We start from the raw sequence: 20,251 nt of genomic DNA on the forward strand, positions 1-20,251 counted from the left end.
GTCGCCACCTGCCTTCCGTGATGCTGATCTGTTCGTGATGCTTATCGGGTGTCGTGGGTACGGGAACGCAGTTCCCGACGCAGGATCTTGCCACTCGCCGTTTTGGGCAGGTCGGGCAGGATCTCCACCTGTCGCGGGTATTTGTAGGCGGCCAGTCTCTCCTTGCAGTACACCGCGAGCTCATCCGGGGCCGCCTCGGCGCCCGGACGCAGGCTGATAAAGGCCTTGACGGTCTCGCCACGGTAGCCGTCGGGGATGCCGACCACGGCCGCCTCGCGCACCGCCGGGTGGGTGTACAGCACGTCCTCGACCTCGCGGGGCCACACCTTGAAGCCGGACGCGTTGATCATGTCCTTCTTGCGGTCGACGACGTAGAGCCAGCCCTGTGCGTCCATGAAGCCGATGTCGCCGGTGCGCAGCTCGCCGTCCGGGAGGGACTCGGCGGTGGCCTCCGGGCGCCGCCAGTAGCCGGGGATGACCTGCGGCCCGCGTACGACGATCTCGCCCTGCTCCCCGAAGGGCACCTCCTCGCCCTGCTCGTCCACGATCCTGACGAGCGTGTCGGCGCCGGGCAGGCCCACCGACAGCGTCCCGGAGACGGGGTCCACGGGCGCCTCCAGGCCGGGCGGGACGGCGGCGCACGGGCCGGAGCACTCGGTGAGGCCGTAGCCGACGCGGATGTACGGCCCGAAGAGCTCGCGGAACCTCTCCACCAGGGCCGGGGGCACGGGCGCGCCGCCGGAGGAGAGGTTCACGAAGGAGGCGAAGTGCTCCGGGGTGGCGTCCGGGTGGGCGGCGAGTGCCATGTAGGCGGTGGACGGCCCGACCGTGTAGTGCGGGCGGTGCTCGGCGAAGGCCTCCAGGACGAGTCCGGGCTCGAAGCGGTAGGCGAGCACCAGGGTGCCGGCGCTGTTCAGGCAGGCGCCGAACTGGCAGACCATGCCGGTGATGTGGAACAGCGGCGCGAGCGCGTAGTAGACGGGCGCGTCGGGCAGCGCGAGCCCGGTCCGCTGCCGCTCGGCGTTGTACATGATGTTGCCGTGCGTGTTGGTGGCGCCCTTGGGGGTGCCGCTCGTACCCGAGGTGTAGCTGATCAGCGCGATGTCGTCGGGGCGCGGGTCGCGGCCCTCGGGTGCCTTGCCGCGCTGCCGGGCGACGGCCACGAGGTCGTCGGCGTCCGGTGCCTGGGGCAGGGGCTCGAACCCGAGCACGCGCGCGTCCTTGCGGGTTTGGAAATCCAGCTCGCTGGTGGTGAGCACGATCCGCACCGGCGACCCGGCCGCCGTCTCCCTCAGGTACGACTCCCAGGCCCGGTCGGAGCAGACCAGTGCGGCCACCTCGCCGTCCCTCAGGACATGCCCCACTTCACCCGACTTGTACATGGGGTTGACCGGGACGACGGTCGCGCCGGCCTTCCAGGCGCCGAGGACGGCGAGCACGAAGTGCGGGGAGTTCTGCAGCAGCACGGCCACCCGGTCGCCGCGCTCCAGCCCGCGCGCGGCGAGGTGGGCGGCGACGGAGTCGCTCAGCTCGTCCACCTCGCGGTAGCTCAGCCGGGCGTCGAAATAGGCGAGACAGGTGCGCTCGGGCGCCTGGGCGACGCCGGCCCGCAGGGCGTGCACGAGCGAGTCGGCGGGGTCGACCGGGCCGCGCTGGGCGTCGTCGAGAAGTGCCAGCCAGGGCCGGTCCGCGTACCGGGAAGCGCTCACCGGGCCTCCTCCCACTTGCGCTGGATGTGGTTCATGCCGCTCAGCCAGCGATCCGGTTCGGCGGCCCGCGCCTGGTAGAACTCGGCCACCTCGGGGTGCGGCAGGATCAGGAAGCGGTCCTCCTCGATGCCCCGGAACAGGGCGTCGGCGACGGCGTCCGGTTCGATCGCGGTCGACTGGAGCACCAGGTCCCCGGCGCTTCCGGTCGCGGCCAGCATGTCCGTCCGCACACCCTGCGGACAGATCGCGTGCACCTTCAGACCCCGGTGGCGGTACGTCAGCGACAGCCACTCGGCGAAGGCGTGGGCGCCGTGCTTGGTGACGCTGTAGGAGGGGGCGCCGATCATGGTGAGCAGCCCGGCGGCCGACACGGTGGACACGAACCGCCCGCGACCGCGCTCCAGCCAGTCCGGGAGCAGCTCATGGGCGGCACGGACGTGTGCCATGACATTGACGTCCCAGGACACCTCCCAGGCCCTCTCGTCGAGCGGCCCGCCCTCGCCCCCGTCTGCGAACGCGACACCGGCGTTGGCGCAGTAGACGTCGACGGCACCGCCGAGCGCGTCACGGGCGTCGCCGACGATCGCGGAGGCGTCACCCGGCACGGCGATCCCGCCGATCTCGTCGGCGACCGCCTTGGCCTTCTCGCCGTCCAGGTCGTTCACGACGACCCGGGCCCCTTCGGCGGCGAACCGCCTGGCCAAGGCGGCCCCGATCCCCCCGCCCGCCCCGGTGACGACCACTCCCGCATCCTGCACGGCTTCCACCATCGGTCTCCTTCGACACGACTTCGCGCGGCGCGCATCGGCTCTGGTTCGGCCAGACTAACCAGTCGGTATGTGTAAAAGGAAGGGTGACTGCACCAACCTCTAGCCATGCATCTGTCCCGACGGAACCTGCTCGCATCGGCAACCATGGCAGCCCTTACACCCACGCCCGCACACCGTGCGGAACTGCACACCGGGTTCGAAAGACTCGCAGCCGACGGTTACTCCCTACTGAAGGGCCGGCGCGTCGGAATCGTCACCAACCCCACGGGCATCACCAGAGACGCCCGCCACATCGTCGACGTCATGCACGCAGACCCCCGAGTAGAGCTGACCGGGGTCTTCGGCCCCGAGCACGGCTTCAGAGGCACCGCACAGGCGGGCGGCTCCGAGGGCCGCTACGACGACCCGGCGACCGGACTGCCCGTCTACGACACCTACCTCAAGAGCGGCAAGGCCCTCGCCGACATCTTCACCGCCTCCGGCGTCGACACGGTCGTCTTCGACATCCAGGACGTGGGCGCGCGCTTCTACACGTACATCTGGACCCTCTACGACTGCATGGAGGCCGCGCAGCTCGCGGGCAAGCGGTTCGTCGTCCTCGACCGGCCCAATCCGGTGACCGGACGTGCGGCCCAAGGGCCGGTGCTGCACAAGGAGTTCGCCACGTTCGTCGGCCGGCAGCCCATCGCGCAAGCGCACGGCATGACCGTCGCGGAGCTGGCGCGGCTGTTCAACGGGGAGTTCCTGAGCACGGCCGTACCGCTGGAGACCGTGCTGATGACGGGCTGGGAGCGCACGCGGTTCTACGACGCCTCCGGACTGCCGTGGGTGCCGCCGAGCCCGAACATGCCGACCCCGGACACGGCCCTGGTCTACTCCGGCACCTGCATGTTCGAGGGCACCAACGTCTCGGAGGGCCGGGGCACGACCCGCCCCTTCGAACTGCTCGGCGCCGAGGGCATCGACGGCCGCTGGGCCGCCGCGGCGAACGAACTCGGGCTGCCCGGCGTGCGGTTCAGGGAGGCGTACTTCGCGCCCACCTTCTCCAAGTTCCAGGGCAAGACGGTCGGCGGGGTGCAGATCCATGTGCACGACCGGGCCGCCTACGACCCCGTACGCACCGGGATCGCGCTGCTGGTGACCGTGCGGAAGGTCTGGGACGGCTTCGCCTGGCGGTCGGACGACTGGATCGACAAGCTCACCGGCTCCACCCGGGTGCGCACGATGATCGACGCGGGGGCGACCGCCGACGAGGTGACCGCCGCCTGGCAGGACGAGCTGGCCGCGTTCCGGCGGGTGCGAAAGGAGTATCTCCTCTACAGGTGAGGCACGGTGTATGGCCAACCTTGCCCCGGAGCAGGACGATACGCGCGCGACGCATCGTTACGCATCGATTCCGGGGGGACGAGGGAGCCTGGCATGGCGGATCCTGGGATGAGCGTGACTCCCTACTGGGAGCTGACCTTCGACGCGGACGGAGACGTGGACGGCTCCGAACGCGACCGACTACTGGCGCAGGTCACGGAGCAGGGCGTCCGTGACCTGATCGTCTTCTCGCACGGCTGGAACAACGACCGCTCGGGCGCGACCGCGCTGTACCGCCACTTCTTCGCACCGGTCCCGGCGCTCGCGCCGCGGGCCCGGCTCGGGTACGTGGGCGTGATCTGGCCGTCGATGCGGTTCAGCGACGAGCCGATCCCGGACTTCCCGAGGACGGTGGCGGCCGTGGCGGCTCAGGAGGCACCGGGCCCGGCGCTGGACAAGGACACCCGGCGCGCCCTGCTGCAGACCTTCCCGGGCCGGGCGTCCGTCATCGACCAGCTGGCCCGGATGCTGGACGAACGGCCGGGCGGCACACAGGGGCTGACGGAGTTCGGGCGGCTGGTGGGGCTGCTCGTGGATGGTGAGCGGCCGGGCGCGGCGGACACCGGTGAGGAGGGCGAGCCGCGCGTGTTCACCGAGGACCCGGTGACCGCATGCGAGGAGTTCGCCGAGGCGCTGGCCGCGGTCCGGTCGTCCGCCGCACCGGCCGGCTTCAGCATCCCGAACCCCTGGGAGGGCGCCAAGGAACTGCTGCGGCAGGCGACGTACTACACGATGAAACGGCGGGCCGGGACGGTCGGCGAGCATGGACTCGGGCCGGCTGTCGGTCAGTTGGCGCACGCGGCGCCCGGGGTGCGGGTGCACCTGGCCGGGCACAGCTTCGGCGGGCGGCTGGTGTCGTTCGCGCTGCGCGGGCTGCCCGACGGGGTGCGCACCGTGAAGTCCGTGACACTCCTGCAAGGCGCCTTCTCGCACTACGCGTTCGCGGACCGGCTGCCGCAGGACCCGGACAAGGCGGGGGCGCTGCGGGGCCGGCAGCGGCGGATCGACGGCCCGCTGGTGTGCTGCTACTCGCACTTCGACGCGGCACTCGGCACGTTCTACCCACTGGCCTCGCGGCTGGCGTGGGACGACCGCTCGTGTGCGGGCAGCGAGATCGCGGCCGTGCTGGGTCCGGAATGGGGCGCCATGGGGCACGACGGGGTGCAGGCGGTGCCGGGGACCGCCCGGCTCGACCTCGCGGCGGCACTGGCCGGCGGGCTGCCCGCGTCGGGCTGTGTGAATGTCGACGCCGCCTCGGTGGTGTGCCACGGCGGCCCGCCGTCCGGGGCGCACAGCGACATCGTGCACCCCGAACTGGCCCGGCTGGTACTGGCGGCGGGTCGCATCACCTGACCCGCCGCCAACATGTGGTCACCGGTGCGACGTGTACTCCACCACCTGCTGGAACGTCGGCCGGTTCTGCCAGCTGATCTTGCCGTGTTTGATGCCGCCCAGGGTGCGCTGGGTGATGGAGTCGGCGCACCACTGGTCGCCGGCGGAGCACTGGTCGTCGCCCGGGTAGACCTGGGCGGCGGTCATCCCGGCCGCCTGGTCCAGGGTGCTGATCAGAGCGTCCCGGCAGGCGCCGAGGCTGCCGCCGCCGCAGTACTTCTCGGCGAGTCCGCCCCGCACGTTCTCCCCGAGCACCGCCCGGATGTCCTTGTCGACATAGCTCCACCAGCCGTACTGGAAGGAGCTTCCGGCGTGCGAGCCGGTCGGGCCGTGTCCGGCGGACGGGGACTCGTCGATCGGCAGGTCGTTCGTGAAGGCGGTGTACAGGTCACTGCCGAGGCCCGGTTCGAACTCCGCCTTGACCAGCAGCGGCCACCAGGCGTCCAGGATGCGGATCGCGTCGGCGTTGGCATAGGTCTTCGCACCGGCGGACGTCTCCGTGCGCTTGGCGCCCGCGTTCACCCAGGCCTGCAGCTTGCCCACCGCCGCGGCGGCCGTGGGGTCGGTCACCGTCGAGGAGTTGATCACCTTGAGCAGCTTCGGCAGCACGTCCTCGGCGCGCAGATCGGCGAGGGCCGCGTCCGCCATGGCCTGCACCAGCTTGGTGCGGGTCACCCCGCCGGCCGAGACCAGCTTCTTCACCCGGTCCTCCAGCAGATTGCCGCGGTGCACGGACCCGTCGCCCCAGGACGCGGTCGTGTAGTCCTTGGCCTGCTTGTTGTTCCAGGAGATGTAGTAGTCCTGGTCGATGGAGTTGGGGTGGGCCGAGGCCGTGGTGTAGTCGGCGGTGTTGGTCGCCGGGTCCCAGTTCTGCCACTCGTACGCCGGCTGCGCCCAGACCGGGAACTCGGAGTCGACGCCGGAGGCGCGGACCGGGTTGTCACCGCTGTTGTAGTAGGCGGTGTGCTGGGAGTCGGCGTAGAACCAGTTGAAGGTGTAGTTGATGTGCTGGGCCGCGCTCTGGAAGTCCTTCGGGCCCTTGACGTAGTCGGGGTCGTTCAGCATCTGGAAGCCGATGATCGAGTCGGCCTCGTGCAGATACGAGGAGCGCAGGGTGGTGTAGGCGATCTTCTTGCCGCCGACGGTCGCGCGGTACTCCACCGGTCCGTACTTCGTGCGCCAAACCCGCATGGTGTACGACCCCGCCGGGGTGCTGTCGGCCGTGGTCGGCGACCAGGAGTTCTTCTGCTCGACCTTGTCCATGGCCGTACAGGTGCCGTGGTACAGGTAGTGGTAGTCGTCCTGGCACAGTTCGACGGCGTAGCTGTCGATGATGTCCTGGCCGGAGGTGGTCGCGGACCACGAGTAGTCCTGGCCGCGGCCGAGTTCGACGTACATGCTCAGACCCGCGAAGGAGGCGCCGCGCGCGCTGATGCCCGGGCCCTGGATCTCCTGGAGCATGAGCAGCTGCGGGGCGAAGTAGCCGGTCTGCGGGCCGAAGACGGCGATCGGATGGCCGCTCGCGGTGTACTTGCCGCTGACCACGAGCGCATTGGACATCCCGCGCCTGGCCGAGCCGAGCGTGGTCTTGGCGGCGGTGGCCGAGGTGCTCTTGGCGGCCGCGGTGGCCGCGCTGCCCGTGCGGTCGTAGACGAGCGGTTCCTGGGTGACCGAGCCGGCGTCGGGCAGGGCCTCGCCCTTGGCGTCGGCGGGCTTGGCGCCGTACGGGAAGCTCTCGCCGTTGTGCACGGTCAGGGCGGCCTCGGGGTCGTTGCGCTCGCGGAAGGACTCCCAGACCTTGGTGCCCTCGTCGACGCCGTACTTGGACTGGGCGGCGAGCAGGGAGAGGGCGTTGCCGACCTCGCCGCCGCCGCCGGAGCCGAACAGCGAACCGATGACGGAGGCCAGCGCCACGAGGTCGGTGACCTTGAAGTGGTCGATGGTGCCGGCGTTGGTGATCGCGTCCTTGTGGCCGGTCAGGACGTACTCGCCGGGGAAGTAGCGGCCGCTGTCGGAAGCGTCGATATAGGCATTGATGCCGTCAAGGTAGGCCTTGGCATCGGCGAGGGCCTGCTGGCCGCGGGCGCCGTTCCTGGCCACGGCGTTGTCGATCTGCGCCTGGAGGTCGGCCTCGGTATAGGGGGCGTTGCGGTAGAACTCCTGCTCCAGGCCCTGGTTGGTGGCGGCGCCGCCGGCGAAGGAGGTCAGCCGGCCGCGGCCGACGTGGCGGAAGACGTCCATCAGCCAGAGCCGGTCCTCGGCGGCCGCATAGCCGGCGCCGTACTCGGTGCCGTACCGGGTGGAGCCTGTGATGTGCGGCACACCGGTCTTCTTGTCCCGGACGATCGTCACGTCGCCGCGTCCGCCGGGCTTCTCGGTGGAGGCGACCTGGTCGGACGGGACGCCGAACGAGGAGTCGTTGAAGAAGTTGTCGATGGTCGAATCGGTCAGGCCCGAGTAGCCGGTGGCGAGGTTGGCGTACGGCCCGAGCTGGTCCTCGGCGTGTGCGGGCTGGGTGCCGAAGGCCTGGTTGAGCAGGATCTGAGCGAGCGTCGCATTGCCGTTCTCGCCGGGCGGCAGGATGTCCGAGCACTGGCCGCCGCAGTAGTCGTTCGAGGCGGTGGCGGCGGCCGCCTGCTGGGTGAGGGGGGAGAGAAGTCCGGCGACGAGAACGCATATCGACGCCGTCTTCAGGAACCCGGTGAGACGGCGGGACGTTCTCAGTCTGTCAGGGGCGGTACGTGGGGTTCGCCGTGGCATGGCAGCTCCTAGTGACAGAGGTGGCCGAACGTTACCGCCGGTATCCCCAGGTTTAAAGATGAACATGCGTCACTTTCTGGAGTCCGCAAGCAGATCACGAGAAGACCACGAGAAGAGATGGAGCCGAATCGCCTGTCGATACGTCTATTCGGCGACGTCCGTGCGACGACGCCGAAGTGACCGAAGTACAGGTGCAGGTGTGACGGAGGTGCAGGGCGATGGCCGGTTTCCGGAGTCTGGCGAGACAGGTACGCGATCCGGGATGCGATCTGGCACTGCGGCGGTACTCACTGCGCAAGTGCCTTGAGAAGTTCGCCCCTTACGGGCATCGGGCGACCTGGGACCATCTGTGCTCCCGGGCGGGCTTCGGCCCCGAGGACCGCTCCCCCGACCCGGCGCGGCTCGTGGCCGCACTGGAGGAGCTGGAGGAGGCCCGTTCCGTCTGGCTCGCCTACGAGACCGAGTTCACCGAGCGGCGCAGGAAGGAGAAGCACGACGGGCTGCGCCGGCCGGGCAGCGTGGACGACTGGCACCGGCTGACCTGGGGCGGCTTCGGGGTCGCCTGGTGCGACGACCCGCGCGTCCACCCCGCCGAACCGCTGGCGGAGGTACTGCGCCGCCTGATCACCGCCCTGAACCGGGATCCGGGCTCGAACTGCCCGGTCTGCGGCGGCGACCGCCTGGTCTGGCGCTACGGCCTGGACCACGAACCGTCGTCCGGCCCGGTCTGCACGGACTGCGGAATACTCGTACCACGCCCGGTACTCACCCCGCAGTCCCTGGCGTTCGCCAGGCGGGGGCGGTTGTTGATGTCGGCCTGAGGGTTGGGGGGTTTCCCTGGGGGGTGCGTGGGGGGATGCCGCACCCCTGTGGGACGGCGCATCACGGCGGCGTTGCGACGCTACCAGCCGCTAATCCGCTGGCTCCACCCGTTTTCCGGTGCGGAGAGTGGGTCGCGATGAAACACGTCTGAGGGCCTCAACGCGGCTGTTCTCCCCGGGAGTTGTGATGTCGACGCTGCGCGTCACCGCCGAAGTGCTGACCGTCCACGAGCATCCGAACGCCGATGCGCTCGAACTGGCCCAGGTGGGCCTGTACCGGGCCGTCGTCGCCAAGGGCGCGTACCGCACCGGCGAGACGGCCGTCTACATCCCCGAGCAGTCGGTGCTTCCGTCCGGGCTGATCGAGGAGCTGGGGCTGACCGGACGGCTGGCGGGCGGCGAGGCCAACCGGGTCAAGGCGGTGCGGCTGCGCGGCGAGCTGTCGCAGGGGATCGTGTGCCGGCCGAAGGCGCTGGCGGACGTCGACCTGGCGCTGGCGGCGGCCGAGGGGACCGACTTCGCCGAGCGGCTGGGCATCACCAAGTGGGTGCCGCCGATCCCGCCGACCATGAACGGCGAGGTGGAGTCCGCACCCGACCTGCTGCCCTGGGTCGACATCGAGAACATCCAGCGCTACCCGGACATCTTCACACCGGGAGAGCCGGTCGTCCTGACGGAGAAGCTGCACGGCTCGGCCTGCCTGCTGACGTACGTCGCCGACGAGGGACGGGTGTACGTGTCCTCCAAGGGCTTCGGCGCCAAGTCCCTGGCGCTGAAGGAGGATCCGCGGAACCTGTACTGGCGGGCGGTGCGCGGGCACGGCGTCGCCGAGGCGGCGGCGAGGCTCTGCGAGCGGCTGGGCGCCACACGGGTCGGCATCTTCGGGGAGGTGTACGGCGCGGGCGTGCAGGACCTGTCGTACGGCGCCGACGGACGGCGGGACACGCTCGGGTACGCGGCGTTCGACGTCTCGGCGGAGGTGGACGGCGCCGTGCGCTGGCTGGACCCGGCGGAGCTGCTGGGGGAACTGCCGGTGGTGCCCCGCCTGTACGCGGGGCCGTACGACATCGGGCGGGTGCTGGAGTTCGCGAGCGGGCGGGAGACCGTGTCCGGGCGGGGACTGCATCTGCGGGAGGGTGTGGTGATACGGCCTGCCGTGGAGCGGTACAGCGCCGTGACGGGAGGTCGGGCGATCGCGAAGGCGGTCAGCCCGGCGTACCTGACGCGTAAGGGCGGCACCGAGTACGAGTAGGGCACCGTCCGCGGGCCGAGCGCCCCGAAGGGGCCCCGCCGAGCCTCAGGTCCCCTCGGTCATGAGGCGCGACCCCGCGCGCCGTTCCCCGTACTTGTCGTCGGGGTTGGACAGTACGCACGTGTCCAAGGACAGGCACCCGCACCCGATGCAGTCGGTCAGATGATCGCGCAAACGGTTCAGCTGCTTGATGCGTTCGTCGAGCTCCGACCGCCACGTCTCCGACAGCCGCGCCCAGTCCTCCCGGGTCGGCGTCCGTTCCTCGGGGAGCTCGGCCAGGGCGTCCCGGATCGTGGCCAGCGGGATCCCGACCCGCTGCGCCGCGCGGACGAAGGCGACCCGGCGCAGGGTGTCGCGGCTGTAGCGGCGCTGGTTGCCGGGCGTGCGGCTGCTGCTGATCAGGCCCTTGGACTCGTAGAAGTGCAGGGCGGAGACGGCGGCGCCGCTGCGCGCGGACAACTGGCCGACGGTCAGCTCGTGGATCTTCTCGGGAATCTGCGGCACTCCTCAGAGCCTAGGGCCTGTCCGGCGGATCCTGTCGCAGACGCGGGGGCTGATGAGGCGCCGTCACTTTCCTGCGACCTGATCCGCCGGACAGGCCCTAGTCGCCCGACGCCGGTCGCGGTCCGTTGACAGGCGCCCCGCACCCGACCATGCTAAGCAGTTGCTTAGAGAGTGAGCGAGACGCGAGCGAGAGGCCGGGACATGGCAGAACCGAGGACCTTCACCTCCCCCGACGAGCTGAAGGCGGCCGTCGGCGAGCAGCTGGGGTACACCGACTGGCTGGAGGTCGACCAGAAGCGCATCGATCTGTTCGCCGAGGCCACCGGCGACCACCAGTGGATCCATGTGGACCCCGAGAAGGCCGCCACGGGCCCCTTCGGGACCACGATCGCCCACGGCTATCTCACACTGTCCCTGCTCCCGCTCTTCGGCCCGCAGCTGATCCGGGTCGAGGGCGTGAAGATGGGCGTGAACTACGGCACCAACAAGGTCCGCTTCCCCTCCCCCGTCCCCGTCGGCTCCCGGCTGCGCGCCACCGCGCAGATCACCGGCGTCGAGGACGTCGCCGGCGGTGTCCAGGTCAGCATCGCCTTCAGTGTGGAGCGCGAGGGCGGCGACAAGCCGGTGTGCGTCGCGGAGTCGGTGTCCCGGTACTACCTCTGAGCCGAGGGGTGCTCCTTCGCCCCGACCATCCGGAGCACGAGGTCGGCGTAGAGCGCGCCGACCTCGTCGGGGGTGAACGGACCGTCCACGGTGAACCAGCGGGCCACGTCGATGCACAGCGACAGCACGGCGAGCGTGGTGCCCTTGACGTCCAGCACGTCGAACTCGCCCGCGGCCACACCGTCCTCGATGATCCCGCGCACCTCGGCGTCGACCTGACGGCGCAGCGCGACGATCTCGGCGCGAGCCTCGGGGCCGAGGGCGTCGAGCTCGTACTGCACGACCCGCGCGGTGGTGCGCCGCCCCGCGTGCCAGCGGACGAAGGAGCCGACCGCGTCGGCCAGCCGTTCCTTCGCCGTGCCCTCACGCCGCGCCGCCGTGCGCAGGATGTCGAGGGCCTTGTCGTGACCGATGCGGCTGATCCGGTGGAGCAGCTCTTCCTTGGTCTTGTAGTGGATGTAGAGCGCGGCCGGGCTCATGCCGGCGCGGCCCGCGATGTCGCGGGTGGTCGTCGCGTGGTAGCCGCGTTCGGCGAAGGCCTCCACGGCGGCGACGAGCAGCCGTCGGGCCGCGTCAGGGGTGACCTCTTCCCACGGCTCCACTTCGCCGCCGGTCGTCTCCTCCGCCGTACTCATCGCTCGCTCGCCCTCCATCGATGACAGGAGGACCACCATACCGCCGAAGGTGAGCGAGCGCTTAGCGTGCCTGCTCAGATCTTCTCGAAGGGGTCGTGCTCGGCGAGGAGCTTCTCCAGCCGCGCCTGGTCGACCCGGCTCACGAGCTGCCCCGCCTCCTGCCGGTCCCGGATCACCTTGGCCAGGGTGAAGGCGGAGGTGACGAGGTAGAGGACCGCGATCGCGAGGAAGGCCCGGACCCAGGCGCTGGTGTCGAGCTGGTAGATGCCGATGGACGTGGCCGCCATGGCGATGGCGAAGGAGGCGACGGCCTGGCCGTAGAACGCGGCCGTGCTCTGCTGCTTGACCTGTGTGTCACTCATGGGAAGAGCATCGGCGGACGTGGCCCGCGCCACATCCGCCGAAGTACTCAGACGCGTACCGGCACGTACTCAGAGGCCTGTGGTCAGAACGCCGAAATCCCGGTCAGCGAACGGCCGATGAGCAGCTTCTGGATCTGACTGGTGCCTTCGTAGAGGGTCATCACGCGGGCGTCGCGCAGGAGTTTGCCGGCCGGGTACTCGTCGATGTAGCCGTAGCCGCCGAAGACCTGGAGGGCGTTGTTGGCGGCGCGGACGGCGGCCTCGGAGGCGAACAGCTTGGCCTTGGAGGACTCGACGGCGAACGGCTGACCGCGGTCGACCAGGTCGGCGACCCGCCAGGTGAGCAGCCGGGCGGCGTCCACGTCGACGGCGATGTCGCTGATCAGCTCCTGCACCAGCTGGTGGCGGGCGATGGGCTTGCCGAACTGCTCGCGCTCACCGGCGTATCGCACGGCCGCGTCCAGCGCCGCCTGCGCGATGCCGACGCAGCCCGCGGCCACCGACATCCGCCCCTTGGCGAGGGCCGACATGGCGACGGAGAAACCCTTGCCCTCCTCCCCCAGCATCGCCGAGGCGGGCACCCGCACGTCCTCCAGGACCAGCTCGGCGGTCGCCTGTCCGCGCAGGCCGAGCTTGCCGTGGATGGTGCGGCGGGTCAGGCCGGGGGTGCCGGTGGGCACGAGGAAGGCGCTGACGCCCTTGTGGCCGGGGGCGCCGGTGGAGCGGGCGAAGAGCAGGACGACGTCGGCCCACGTCCCGTTGGTGATGAACATCTTGGTGCCGTTGATGACGTAGTCCTCGCCGTCGCGTACGGCACGGGTAGTGAGGTTGCCCGCGTCGGAGCCGGTGCCGGGCTCGGTGAGACCGAAGCAGCCGACCAGCTCGCCGGAGGTCAGTCCGGGCAGCCACGTCCGCTTCTGCTCGGCGCTCCCCCAGGCGGCGATCGTCTTGGCGACCAGACCCAGCGAGACGGAGACGATCCCCCGCACCGAGGAGTCACCGCGCCCGAGTTCCTCGGTCACCAGGCAGTACGCGAGGTGGTCCCCGCCCGAGCCGCCGTACTCCTCGTCGACGGTCAGCCCCAGGAAGCCGACCTCGCCGAGCTTCTTCACGATGCCCCGGTCGACCTCCTCGGCGCGGTCCCAGGCGATGACATGGGGGGTGATCTCGCGTTCCACGAAGTCCCGGGCGAGCTGCCGGACGGCGGTCTGCTCCTCGCTGAGCTCCAGGTTCACCACAAGTCACCCCAATTGAAATCCGTACATTTAAATTAGCACTGCTAGTTTCTGTCCGCAGCCCTACTATGTGCGCCATGGCCCGACCGCGCAAGCCCCTCCTCAGCACCGACCGGATCGTCGAGACGGCCCGGGAACTCGTGGACCGGGAGGGCCTGGCGGCCGTCTCCACCCGCCGGCTCGCCGCCGAACTGGGGGTGAGCGGGCCCTCGCTCTACAACCACTTCCGCACCAAGGACGAGATCCTGGAGGTGGTCGCCGACTCGGTGAGCGCTCTGGTCGACCTGTCGATGTTCGAGGACGGCCGCGACTGGCGGACCGCGCTGCACGACTGGGCCGTCTCCTACCGGGCCGCCCTGCGCGACCACCCGAACATCGTCCCGGTCCTCGCCCGGGGTCCCGGCCGCCGCCCGGCCGCCCTGCGGCTGGCCGACGCGGTCTACGGCGCGATGGTCGACGCCGGCTGGCCGCCGGCCCAGGCGACCTCCATCGGCGCGCTGATGCGGTACTTCATCATGGGCTCCGCGCTCGGTTCGTTCGCCGGCGGCTTCGTGGACGACGCGAGCGCGTACGACCCCGCCGACTATCCCCACCTCGGCCAGGCGCATCTGCTCGCCGAGCAGCAGGAGAAGATCGACGAGCGGGCCTTCGAGACGGGGCTGACGGCACTGCTGGACGGGCTGGCGCAGCAGTACGAGCAGGTACGGCAGGGCGTGTAGCGATACTTCGGTGGGCGCCGAAGTGTCCGTGCCCCATGCTGGGCGGCATGACCGCCAAGGATCCGCAGGCCGCCGGCCTGGCCGCGCTCGCCTCCCTGATCGCCGACGAGACCCGGGCCGCGTGTCTGCTGGCGCTGCTCGACGGGCGGGCCTGGACGGCCGGTGAGCTGGCCCGGCACGCGGGGGTCGCCGCGTCGACGCTCAGCGAGCATCTGGGAAAGCTGGTGGCGGGCGGCCTGCTCACGGAGGAACGGCAGGGGCGGCACCGGTACGTGCGGCTGGCCGACGCGCGGGTGGCGGGACTGGTGGAGGATCTCGCCGGGCAGGTACCTCCGGCGGCCGTACGGCGATCTCCACGCAGCCTGCGTGAGTCGAGTGCCGGGTCGGCCATGGCTCGGGGCCGCACTTGTTACGACCATCTCGCGGGGCGGCTCGGGATCGCCCTCACGGATGCGCTGACCCTCCGGGGGCTGCTGCGGCAGGACACCGGGTTCGCGCTCACGGATGCGGGGGTGGAGTGGTTCGGGGCGGCGGGGATTCCCCTCGAGCCGTCGAGCCGGCGCCCGCTGGCCCGAGCGTGCCTGGACTGGACCGAGCGGCGGCCCCATCTCGCCGGGGCGGCGGGGGCCGCACTGTGCCGGCATGCGCTGGATGCGGGGTGGTGCGTGCGGATCGGGTCGGAGCGGGCGGTGAAGGTGACTCCGTCGGGGGAGCGGGAGTTGTCGGCGCTGTTGGGTATTTCGCCGGGTTCGCTGCGGTGAGATGCGGCTACGGGGGTGGGGGGTTCTGGCCATTGCCGGGCGCGGGTCCGTCGTGGCCGTTCGCGCAGTTCCCCGCGCCCCTTGGGGAACTGCAGTGCCCTCGGCTTCGGGGCGCCGCCGCTGCGGGCAGTCGTGCCGCTGGGGCGGCACGGGTGGGCGCAGCGGCACCCCGCAAGCGCGGGCGAGCGAAACCACCCCCGCCCAGCCCCACCCTGGGCGCCCCGTCCGATTTCCGCCAGTCAAGACACTGTCCCCTACCTAACCTCGGGAGCATGATGAACGCCGACCGCAGCCGAGCCCACCTGCTGCCCGCCTGCGCAGCAAGCGTCACCGTCGTCCTCTGGGCGTCGGCCTTCGTGGCGATCCGGAGTGCGGGGCACGCGTACTCCCCCGGCGCGCTGGCCCTGGGACGGCTGGCGTCGGGCGCCCTGGCGCTGGGGGTGATCTGGGCGATACGCCGGGAAGGGCTGCCGCCCAGGGCCGCCTGGCGCGGGATCCTGCTCTCCGGGCTGCTGTGGTTCGGGTTCTACATGGTCGTCCTGAACTGGGGCGAACAGCAGGTGGACGCCGGTACCGCCGCCCTCGTCGTGAACGTCGGCCCGCTGCTGATCGCCCTGCTCGGCGCCCGGCTGCTCGGTGATCCGATGCCGCCGCGCCTGCTGGCCGGGATGGCCGTGTCGTTCGCGGGCGCGGTGACCGTGGGGCTGTCGATGTCGGGCGGGGGCCGCAACTCCGTACTCGGTGTGGTGCTGTGTCTGCTCGCCGCCGTGGCGTACGCCTCCGGTGTCGTGGCGCAGAAGCCGGCCCTGGGGTACGCGAGTGCGCTGCAGGTGACGACGTTCGGGTGTCTCGTCGGGGCGGTGGGGTGTCTGCCGTTCGCCGGGCAGCTGGTGGACGAGGTGGCCCACGCGCCGCTGCCGGCGACCCTGAACATGGTCTACCTGGGCGTCTTTCCGACCGCGCTCGCCTTCACGACCTGGGCCTACGCCCTCGCCCGCACGACCGCCAGCCGGATGGGCGTGACGACGTACGCCGTGCCCGCGCTGGTGGTGCTGATGTCGTGGCTGGTGCTCGGCGAGGTGCCGGGCGTGCTCACGCTGGGCGGTGGTGTGCTGTGTCTCGCGGGGGTGGCGGTGTCGCGGTCCCGGGCGCGCGGTGGCGGCACGGTCCGGGTCGCGGTCGGCGAGGAGCCGCGACCCGAGAAGGTCACCTGAGGCGCCGCGGGACCACCGGCGCGGGCCACCGGATCAGAACACCACCAGGGCACGGCCGCCCTTGCCCGCGAGCATGTTCTCGAAGGCGGCCGGGATGCCTTCGAGGGCGATCCGTTCGGTCACGAGCGCGGAGAGGTCCAGGCGGCCCTGACGTACGTGCTCGGCGAGCACCGGCAGGTCGCGGGCCGGGTCGGTGTTGCCGTAGACGCAGCCGGACAGGGTGCGGCCCCAGTGGAAGAGCTCCAGGGCGTTGAAGGTGACCTCCTGGTCCTTGCCGCCGATGCCGACGACCGTCGTACGGCCGCCCCGGCGGGTGGACTCCCAGGCCGCGCGGATCGACACCGCGCGGCCCACGCACTCCACCGAGACGTCCACGCCCTGTTTGCCGGTGAGGGAGCGGATCTCGCGGGGGGTGTTCTCGGCGGCGAGGACGAAGTCCGTGGCACCCGCCGCCCGGGCCAGCTCCTCCTTCTCGGGGGAGACGTCGACGGCGATGATCCGGGACGCGCCCGCGATGCGGGCCGACTGGAGGGTGGCGAGGCCGACTCCGCCCGCGCCGAAGACGGCCACCGTCTCGCCCTGGCGGACCTTCGCCGCGTGGTGGACGGCGCCGTAGCCGGTGAGGACGGCACAGCCGAGGAGGGCCGCGTCCACCAGCGGTACGCCCTCCGGCAGGGGCAGCACGCAGGACGCGGCGACGACCGTCTCCTCGGCGAACGCGGCCACGTTCAGGCCGGGATGGAGGTCGGCGCCGTCGGTGGTGCGGGCGTAGACGTCGCCGGCGCCGTTCATGGCGTTGGCGCACAGCCAGACCTCACCGAGCGCGCAGGCGTGGCAACGCCCGCAGGACGGGGCCCAGTTGAGGACGACGGGGTCGCCTTCGGCGACATGGGTGACACCCTCGCCGACGGCCACCACGGTGCCGGCGCCCTCATGGCCGAGGACGGCCGGGACCGGTACGCGCATGGTGCCGTTGGTCAGGGACAGATCGGAGTGGCAGACACCGGCGGCGGCGAGGCGGACGCGGACCTGTCCGGGGCCCGGGTCGGGCAGGTCGATGCCGGTGATCTCCAAGGGGGCGCCGATGGCGGGCAGGACGGCGGCTCGTACGGCCATGGGTCGCGAACTTCCTTAGAACTGGAGGGACTTGGTCTGGAGGTACTCGGTGAGTCCGTGCGCGCCGAGTTCCCGGCCGACTCCGGACTGCTTGTAGCCGCCGAAGGGGGCGAGGGGGTTGAACCGGCCGCCGTTGATGTCCACCTGGCCGGTGTCCATGCGGCGGGCGAAGGCGACGGCCTCGGCCTCGTCGCCCGCCCAGACGGCGCCCGCGAGGCCGTAGACCGTGCCGTTGGCGATGCGCAGGGCCTCCTCCTCGTCGTCGTACTTCAGAATCGACAGGACCGGGCCGAAGATCTCCTCCTGGGCGATGGTCATGTCCGGGGTCACGTCCGCGAAGACCGTCGGGCTGACGAAGCAGCCCTTCTCGTGCGGGGATTCGGGTCCGCCGGCCACCAGGCGGGCGCCCTCGGCGATGCCCGTCTCGATGTAACCGCGCACCCGTGCCTGCTGCTTGGCGCTGACCAGGGGCCCGATGCGGTCGCCGTACCTGGCGGCCGCCTCCCGGGCCAGCTCGACGGCCTCGTCGTACTGGTCGCGGTGGACCAGCATGCGGGTCCAGGCGCTGCACGTCTGGCCGGAGTTGGACATCACGTTGGCGACGCCGACGTTGACGGCGCGGGCGAGGTCGGCGCTCGGCAGGATGACGTTGGCGGACTTGCCGCCGAGTTCGAGGGCCACCTTCTTGACGGCGGCGCCCGCCACGGCGCCGATCTGCCGGCCGACCGCCGTGGAGCCGGTGAAGGAGACCAGGTCCACGCCCGGATGCTCGGCGAGGGCCTGGCCGGCGATCGGGCCGAGGCCGGTGACCAGGTTGAACACACCGTCCGGCACGCCCGCCTCGTGGACGGCCTCGGCGAACAGCTGGGCGGTGAGCGGGGTGTCCTCGGCGGGCTTGAGGACGACCGTGCAGCCGGCGGCGAGCGCCGGGGCGACCTTGGCGACGATCTGGTGCAGCGGGTAGTTCCAGGGTGTGATCGCGCCGACCACGCCGACGGGCTCGTGCAGGACGGTGGAGTTGCCGACCGTCTCCTCGAAGGGGTGGGCCGCGGCCAGTTCGGCGTAGGAGCCGGCGACCGCGATCGGCACGGCCGCGTGCACGGCCTGGGAGAACTTCAGGGGGGAGCCCAGCTCCGCGGTGACCGTCTCGGCGATCTCGTCCTTGCGGGCCTCGAGGACGTCCCGGAGGGCGGCGAGGCGGGAGCCGCGCTCGGCCGGGGGCGTGGCCGCCCAGGCGGGCAGGGCGGCCCGCGCGGCGCGTACGGCGGTGTCGACGTCCAGGGCGCCGCCCGCCGGGACCCGGGCGATGACCTGCTCGTCGGCCGGGTTCACGACCTCGATGACGTCCGCGCTCGCGGCGGGGCGCCAGGTGCCGTCGATGTACAGGCCGTCGTGTGCCTTCATGCTGCTTCCTCCCGGCGGGTCCGCGTCGTCCGGCACACAAACTAGCGGCGTTAGTTTTTTGGCGCCAGACGTACCCAGGACATCATCGCCGGGGCGGTCGGCGCCCACTCGTCCAGGTCGGGAAAGAGGGTCGCCATCACTTGGTCGCGGTCAGATGGGCGAAGACCACCACGTTGCTGGTGTAGCCCGTCCGCCGGCTGTAGAGGCCGCCGCAGGTCAGCACGCGCAGCTCCGGCCGCCCGGCCGGGGCGTAGACCTCCTTGTCCGGGAAGCTCGCCTTGTCGTAGACCTTCATCCGGTCCACGGTGTAGAAGGCGGCGTGGCCGTCGGCGCGCCCGACCTCGATGAGCTTGCAGGGTTCGACCTGGGCGAGCCCGGCGAAGACGGCCGGGCCGGTCCGGGTGTCCCGGTGGCCGACGGCGATCGCGGTGCCGGATTCGCCCGGTGTGGGGCCGCCCTCGTACCAGCCGACCAGCTTGGGCTTGTCCACGGGCGGGGTCTCCAGCTGCCGTCCCTTGTCGAGCCGGAGGGCGGCGATCGGGGCGTCGATGCCCAGCGAGGGGATACGGAAGGACGTCGGCCGGGACCGGGACAGCGGGCGGGGCGGGGGCCCGGGAGGGGGCTCACAGGATTTCTCCCCGGTCGCATCCGGCCCGTGGGCGGCCGCCACCACGTCCGGGTCGCCCGCCCGGCCGAGCCCGGCGTACCAGCTCCCGCACCGGTGCGCCACCGTCACCAGGACGGTCACCAGCAGGGCCGTCCTGGTGAGGCGGTAGGCGCGGGTCCGGTACCAGGGCCTGCGTCTGCGCCTACGCGGCGCCATGAGGCCGTCGGCGGCTGCGCCGGAGATACATGACACCGCCGACCGCGCTCAGGCCCACGGCACCCGCGGCGGCCACCGGCGTGTACGCGGCGGCCGTGTCGATGAGGCCGCCCCCGCCCGCGTGCACCCCGCCCCGCGGCGGATCGTTGTGGTCCCTCCCGCCCCAGCCCGGACCGTCCTGCTGGTGGTGGTCGTGGTCCTCGATCTGCCCGTTCGGACCGTGCGGGTCGTCGTGGTGGTCGTCGTGGTGGTCGTGGCAGTTGACGCGGAAGAGCTTCTCCTTGACGGCACCCACCGCGACCCAGGTGAGCTTGTACTGCCCGTCCGTCAGGCCGATCACGTCCGTGTGTCCGGCGCCGCCGGCGAGCTGGATGACGCCGGTGACGGTGGCGGCACTGGGCAGCGGGGGCTGCGCCTGGATGATGTAGGGGATAACGGGCAGGATGTCGAAGTTGACGGCGTCGAGGTAGAACTTGCAGACCACCGGTTCATCCCTCGACGCACCGTAGGGCACGCCCACGCTGTGCACCCTGATGTCGCCGTTTTCCCCTTGGGCAGCCGCGTTCGGCGCAGCCACCCACGACGTGCCCACCGCGGCGAGGACGGTGAGGACGACAGTGGCGCCTGCACGGGAGCGGAAGGCACGTGGTGAGGTCTGGGTGGGCATGCGCGTTCCTCCGAGTCAGACGATTTTCATACAAATCGTTCTTTCGCCTGGACTCTGCGCGATGGACGCCTCGACCCGC

19 protein-coding genes are annotated in these 20,251 nt (G+C 71.2%); 8 read left to right on the plus strand and 11 right to left on the minus strand.

Annotation, left to right across the window (positions count from 1 at the left end):
• Positions 1-41: 41 nt before the first annotated feature.
• A complete protein-coding gene (locus ACWC0C_RS28120; RefSeq protein ID WP_450866692.1) occupies positions 42-1,709 on the minus strand; it encodes a class I adenylate-forming enzyme family protein in 1,668 nt (555 codons plus the stop codon).
• The gene (locus tag ACWC0C_RS28125) at positions 1,706-2,479 is read right to left on the minus strand and encodes an SDR family oxidoreductase (protein WP_449198153.1); all 774 of its coding nucleotides are present in this window, start codon (positions 2,477-2,479) and stop codon (positions 1,706-1,708) included. Before ACWC0C_RS28125 ends, ACWC0C_RS28120 begins: the two co-directional genes overlap by 4 nt.
• A 105-nt stretch (positions 2,480-2,584) precedes the next feature.
• Between ACWC0C_RS28125 and ACWC0C_RS28130 the strand changes: the two genes are divergently transcribed.
• Entirely contained in the window at positions 2,585-3,805 is a 1,221-nt protein-coding gene (locus tag ACWC0C_RS28130; protein ID WP_449198152.1) for an exo-beta-N-acetylmuramidase NamZ family protein, read from the plus strand.
• A gap of 93 nt (positions 3,806-3,898) precedes the next feature.
• Positions 3,899-5,197, plus strand: a complete 1,299-nt coding sequence (locus tag ACWC0C_RS28135) for a serine-threonine protein kinase (RefSeq protein ID WP_450866695.1) — start codon at positions 3,899-3,901, stop codon at positions 5,195-5,197.
• An 18-nt stretch (positions 5,198-5,215) separates the two neighbouring features.
• On the opposite strand, the gene ACWC0C_RS28140 is transcribed toward ACWC0C_RS28135, so the two are convergent.
• The gene (locus ACWC0C_RS28140) at positions 5,216-7,996 is read right to left on the minus strand and encodes a penicillin acylase family protein (protein ID WP_450866697.1); all 2,781 of its coding nucleotides are present in this window, start codon (positions 7,994-7,996) and stop codon (positions 5,216-5,218) included.
• Positions 7,997-8,214: 218 nt separating this feature from the next.
• On the opposite strand from ACWC0C_RS28140, the gene ACWC0C_RS28145 reads away from it, so the two are divergent.
• Entirely contained in the window at positions 8,215-8,817 is a 603-nt protein-coding gene (locus ACWC0C_RS28145; protein ID WP_449198149.1) for a hypothetical protein, read from the plus strand.
• Positions 8,818-9,004: 187 nt separating this feature from the next.
• Positions 9,005-10,069 (plus strand): RNA ligase (ATP), encoded by a 1,065-nt coding sequence (locus ACWC0C_RS28150; protein WP_450866699.1) that lies wholly within the window; start codon positions 9,005-9,007, stop codon positions 10,067-10,069.
• A gap of 45 nt (positions 10,070-10,114) precedes the next feature.
• Here the strand turns inward: ACWC0C_RS28150 and soxR are convergent, their stop codons facing one another.
• Positions 10,115-10,573, minus strand: a complete 459-nt coding sequence (gene soxR / locus ACWC0C_RS28155) for a redox-sensitive transcriptional activator SoxR (RefSeq protein WP_449198147.1) — start codon at positions 10,571-10,573, stop codon at positions 10,115-10,117.
• A gap of 201 nt (positions 10,574-10,774) precedes the next feature.
• Here soxR and ACWC0C_RS28160 point away from each other — a divergent pair, with 201 nt between their 5' ends.
• Complete coding sequence (locus ACWC0C_RS28160) at positions 10,775-11,236, plus strand: MaoC family dehydratase (protein ID WP_450866701.1); 462 nt, start codon at positions 10,775-10,777, stop codon at positions 11,234-11,236.
• Here ACWC0C_RS28160 and ACWC0C_RS28165 read toward each other — a convergent pair.
• From ACWC0C_RS28165 to ACWC0C_RS28175, 3 genes are all read right to left on the minus strand, one after another.
• Entirely contained in the window at positions 11,227-11,871 is a 645-nt protein-coding gene (locus tag ACWC0C_RS28165) for a TetR/AcrR family transcriptional regulator (protein WP_449198145.1), read from the minus strand. The genes ACWC0C_RS28160 and ACWC0C_RS28165 overlap by 10 nt on opposite strands.
• Before the next feature lie 74 nt (positions 11,872-11,945).
• The gene (locus ACWC0C_RS28170; RefSeq protein WP_449198144.1) at positions 11,946-12,233 is read right to left on the minus strand and encodes a YiaA/YiaB family inner membrane protein; all 288 of its coding nucleotides are present in this window, start codon (positions 12,231-12,233) and stop codon (positions 11,946-11,948) included.
• Positions 12,234-12,316: 83 nt separating this feature from the next.
• Positions 12,317-13,468, minus strand: coding sequence for an acyl-CoA dehydrogenase family protein (locus ACWC0C_RS28175; RefSeq protein ID WP_450866704.1), 1,152 nt, complete (start codon positions 13,466-13,468; stop codon positions 12,317-12,319).
• A 77-nt stretch (positions 13,469-13,545) separates the two neighbouring features.
• On the opposite strand from ACWC0C_RS28175, the gene ACWC0C_RS28180 reads away from it, so the two are divergent.
• The 3 genes from ACWC0C_RS28180 to ACWC0C_RS28190 all read left to right on the plus strand — a co-directional run bounded on the left by ACWC0C_RS28180 (position 13,546) and on the right by ACWC0C_RS28190 (position 16,162).
• A complete protein-coding gene (locus ACWC0C_RS28180) occupies positions 13,546-14,187 on the plus strand; it encodes a TetR/AcrR family transcriptional regulator (RefSeq protein WP_449198142.1) in 642 nt (213 codons plus the stop codon).
• A 47-nt stretch (positions 14,188-14,234) separates the two neighbouring features.
• A complete protein-coding gene (locus ACWC0C_RS28185; protein ID WP_450866706.1) occupies positions 14,235-14,948 on the plus strand; it encodes an ArsR/SmtB family transcription factor in 714 nt (237 codons plus the stop codon).
• Between the two features lie 272 nt (positions 14,949-15,220).
• The gene (locus tag ACWC0C_RS28190; RefSeq protein WP_450866708.1) at positions 15,221-16,162 is read left to right on the plus strand and encodes a DMT family transporter; all 942 of its coding nucleotides are present in this window, start codon (positions 15,221-15,223) and stop codon (positions 16,160-16,162) included.
• Positions 16,163-16,195: 33 nt separating this feature from the next.
• Here the strand turns inward: ACWC0C_RS28190 and ACWC0C_RS28195 are convergent, their stop codons facing one another.
• The 4 genes from ACWC0C_RS28195 to ACWC0C_RS28210 all read right to left on the minus strand — a co-directional run bounded on the left by ACWC0C_RS28195 (position 16,196) and on the right by ACWC0C_RS28210 (position 20,172).
• Positions 16,196-17,278 (minus strand): Zn-dependent alcohol dehydrogenase, encoded by a 1,083-nt coding sequence (locus ACWC0C_RS28195; protein ID WP_450866710.1) that lies wholly within the window; start codon positions 17,276-17,278, stop codon positions 16,196-16,198.
• A 15-nt stretch (positions 17,279-17,293) separates the two neighbouring features.
• Entirely contained in the window at positions 17,294-18,682 is a 1,389-nt protein-coding gene (locus ACWC0C_RS28200) for an aldehyde dehydrogenase family protein (RefSeq protein ID WP_450866712.1), read from the minus strand.
• A gap of 136 nt (positions 18,683-18,818) precedes the next feature.
• Positions 18,819-19,505 carry a class F sortase gene (locus tag ACWC0C_RS28205; protein ID WP_450866714.1) on the minus strand — a complete coding sequence of 229 codons (687 nt, stop codon included), beginning with the start codon at positions 19,503-19,505 and terminating at the stop codon, positions 18,819-18,821.
• Positions 19,492-20,172 carry a hypothetical protein gene (locus tag ACWC0C_RS28210; RefSeq protein WP_449198137.1) on the minus strand — a complete coding sequence of 227 codons (681 nt, stop codon included), beginning with the start codon at positions 20,170-20,172 and terminating at the stop codon, positions 19,492-19,494. The genes ACWC0C_RS28205 and ACWC0C_RS28210 overlap by 14 nt, the downstream gene beginning before the upstream one ends.
• Between the last annotated feature and the right edge of the window lie 79 nt (positions 20,173-20,251).

This window comes from Streptomyces sp. NPDC001709 (assembly GCF_053596375.1).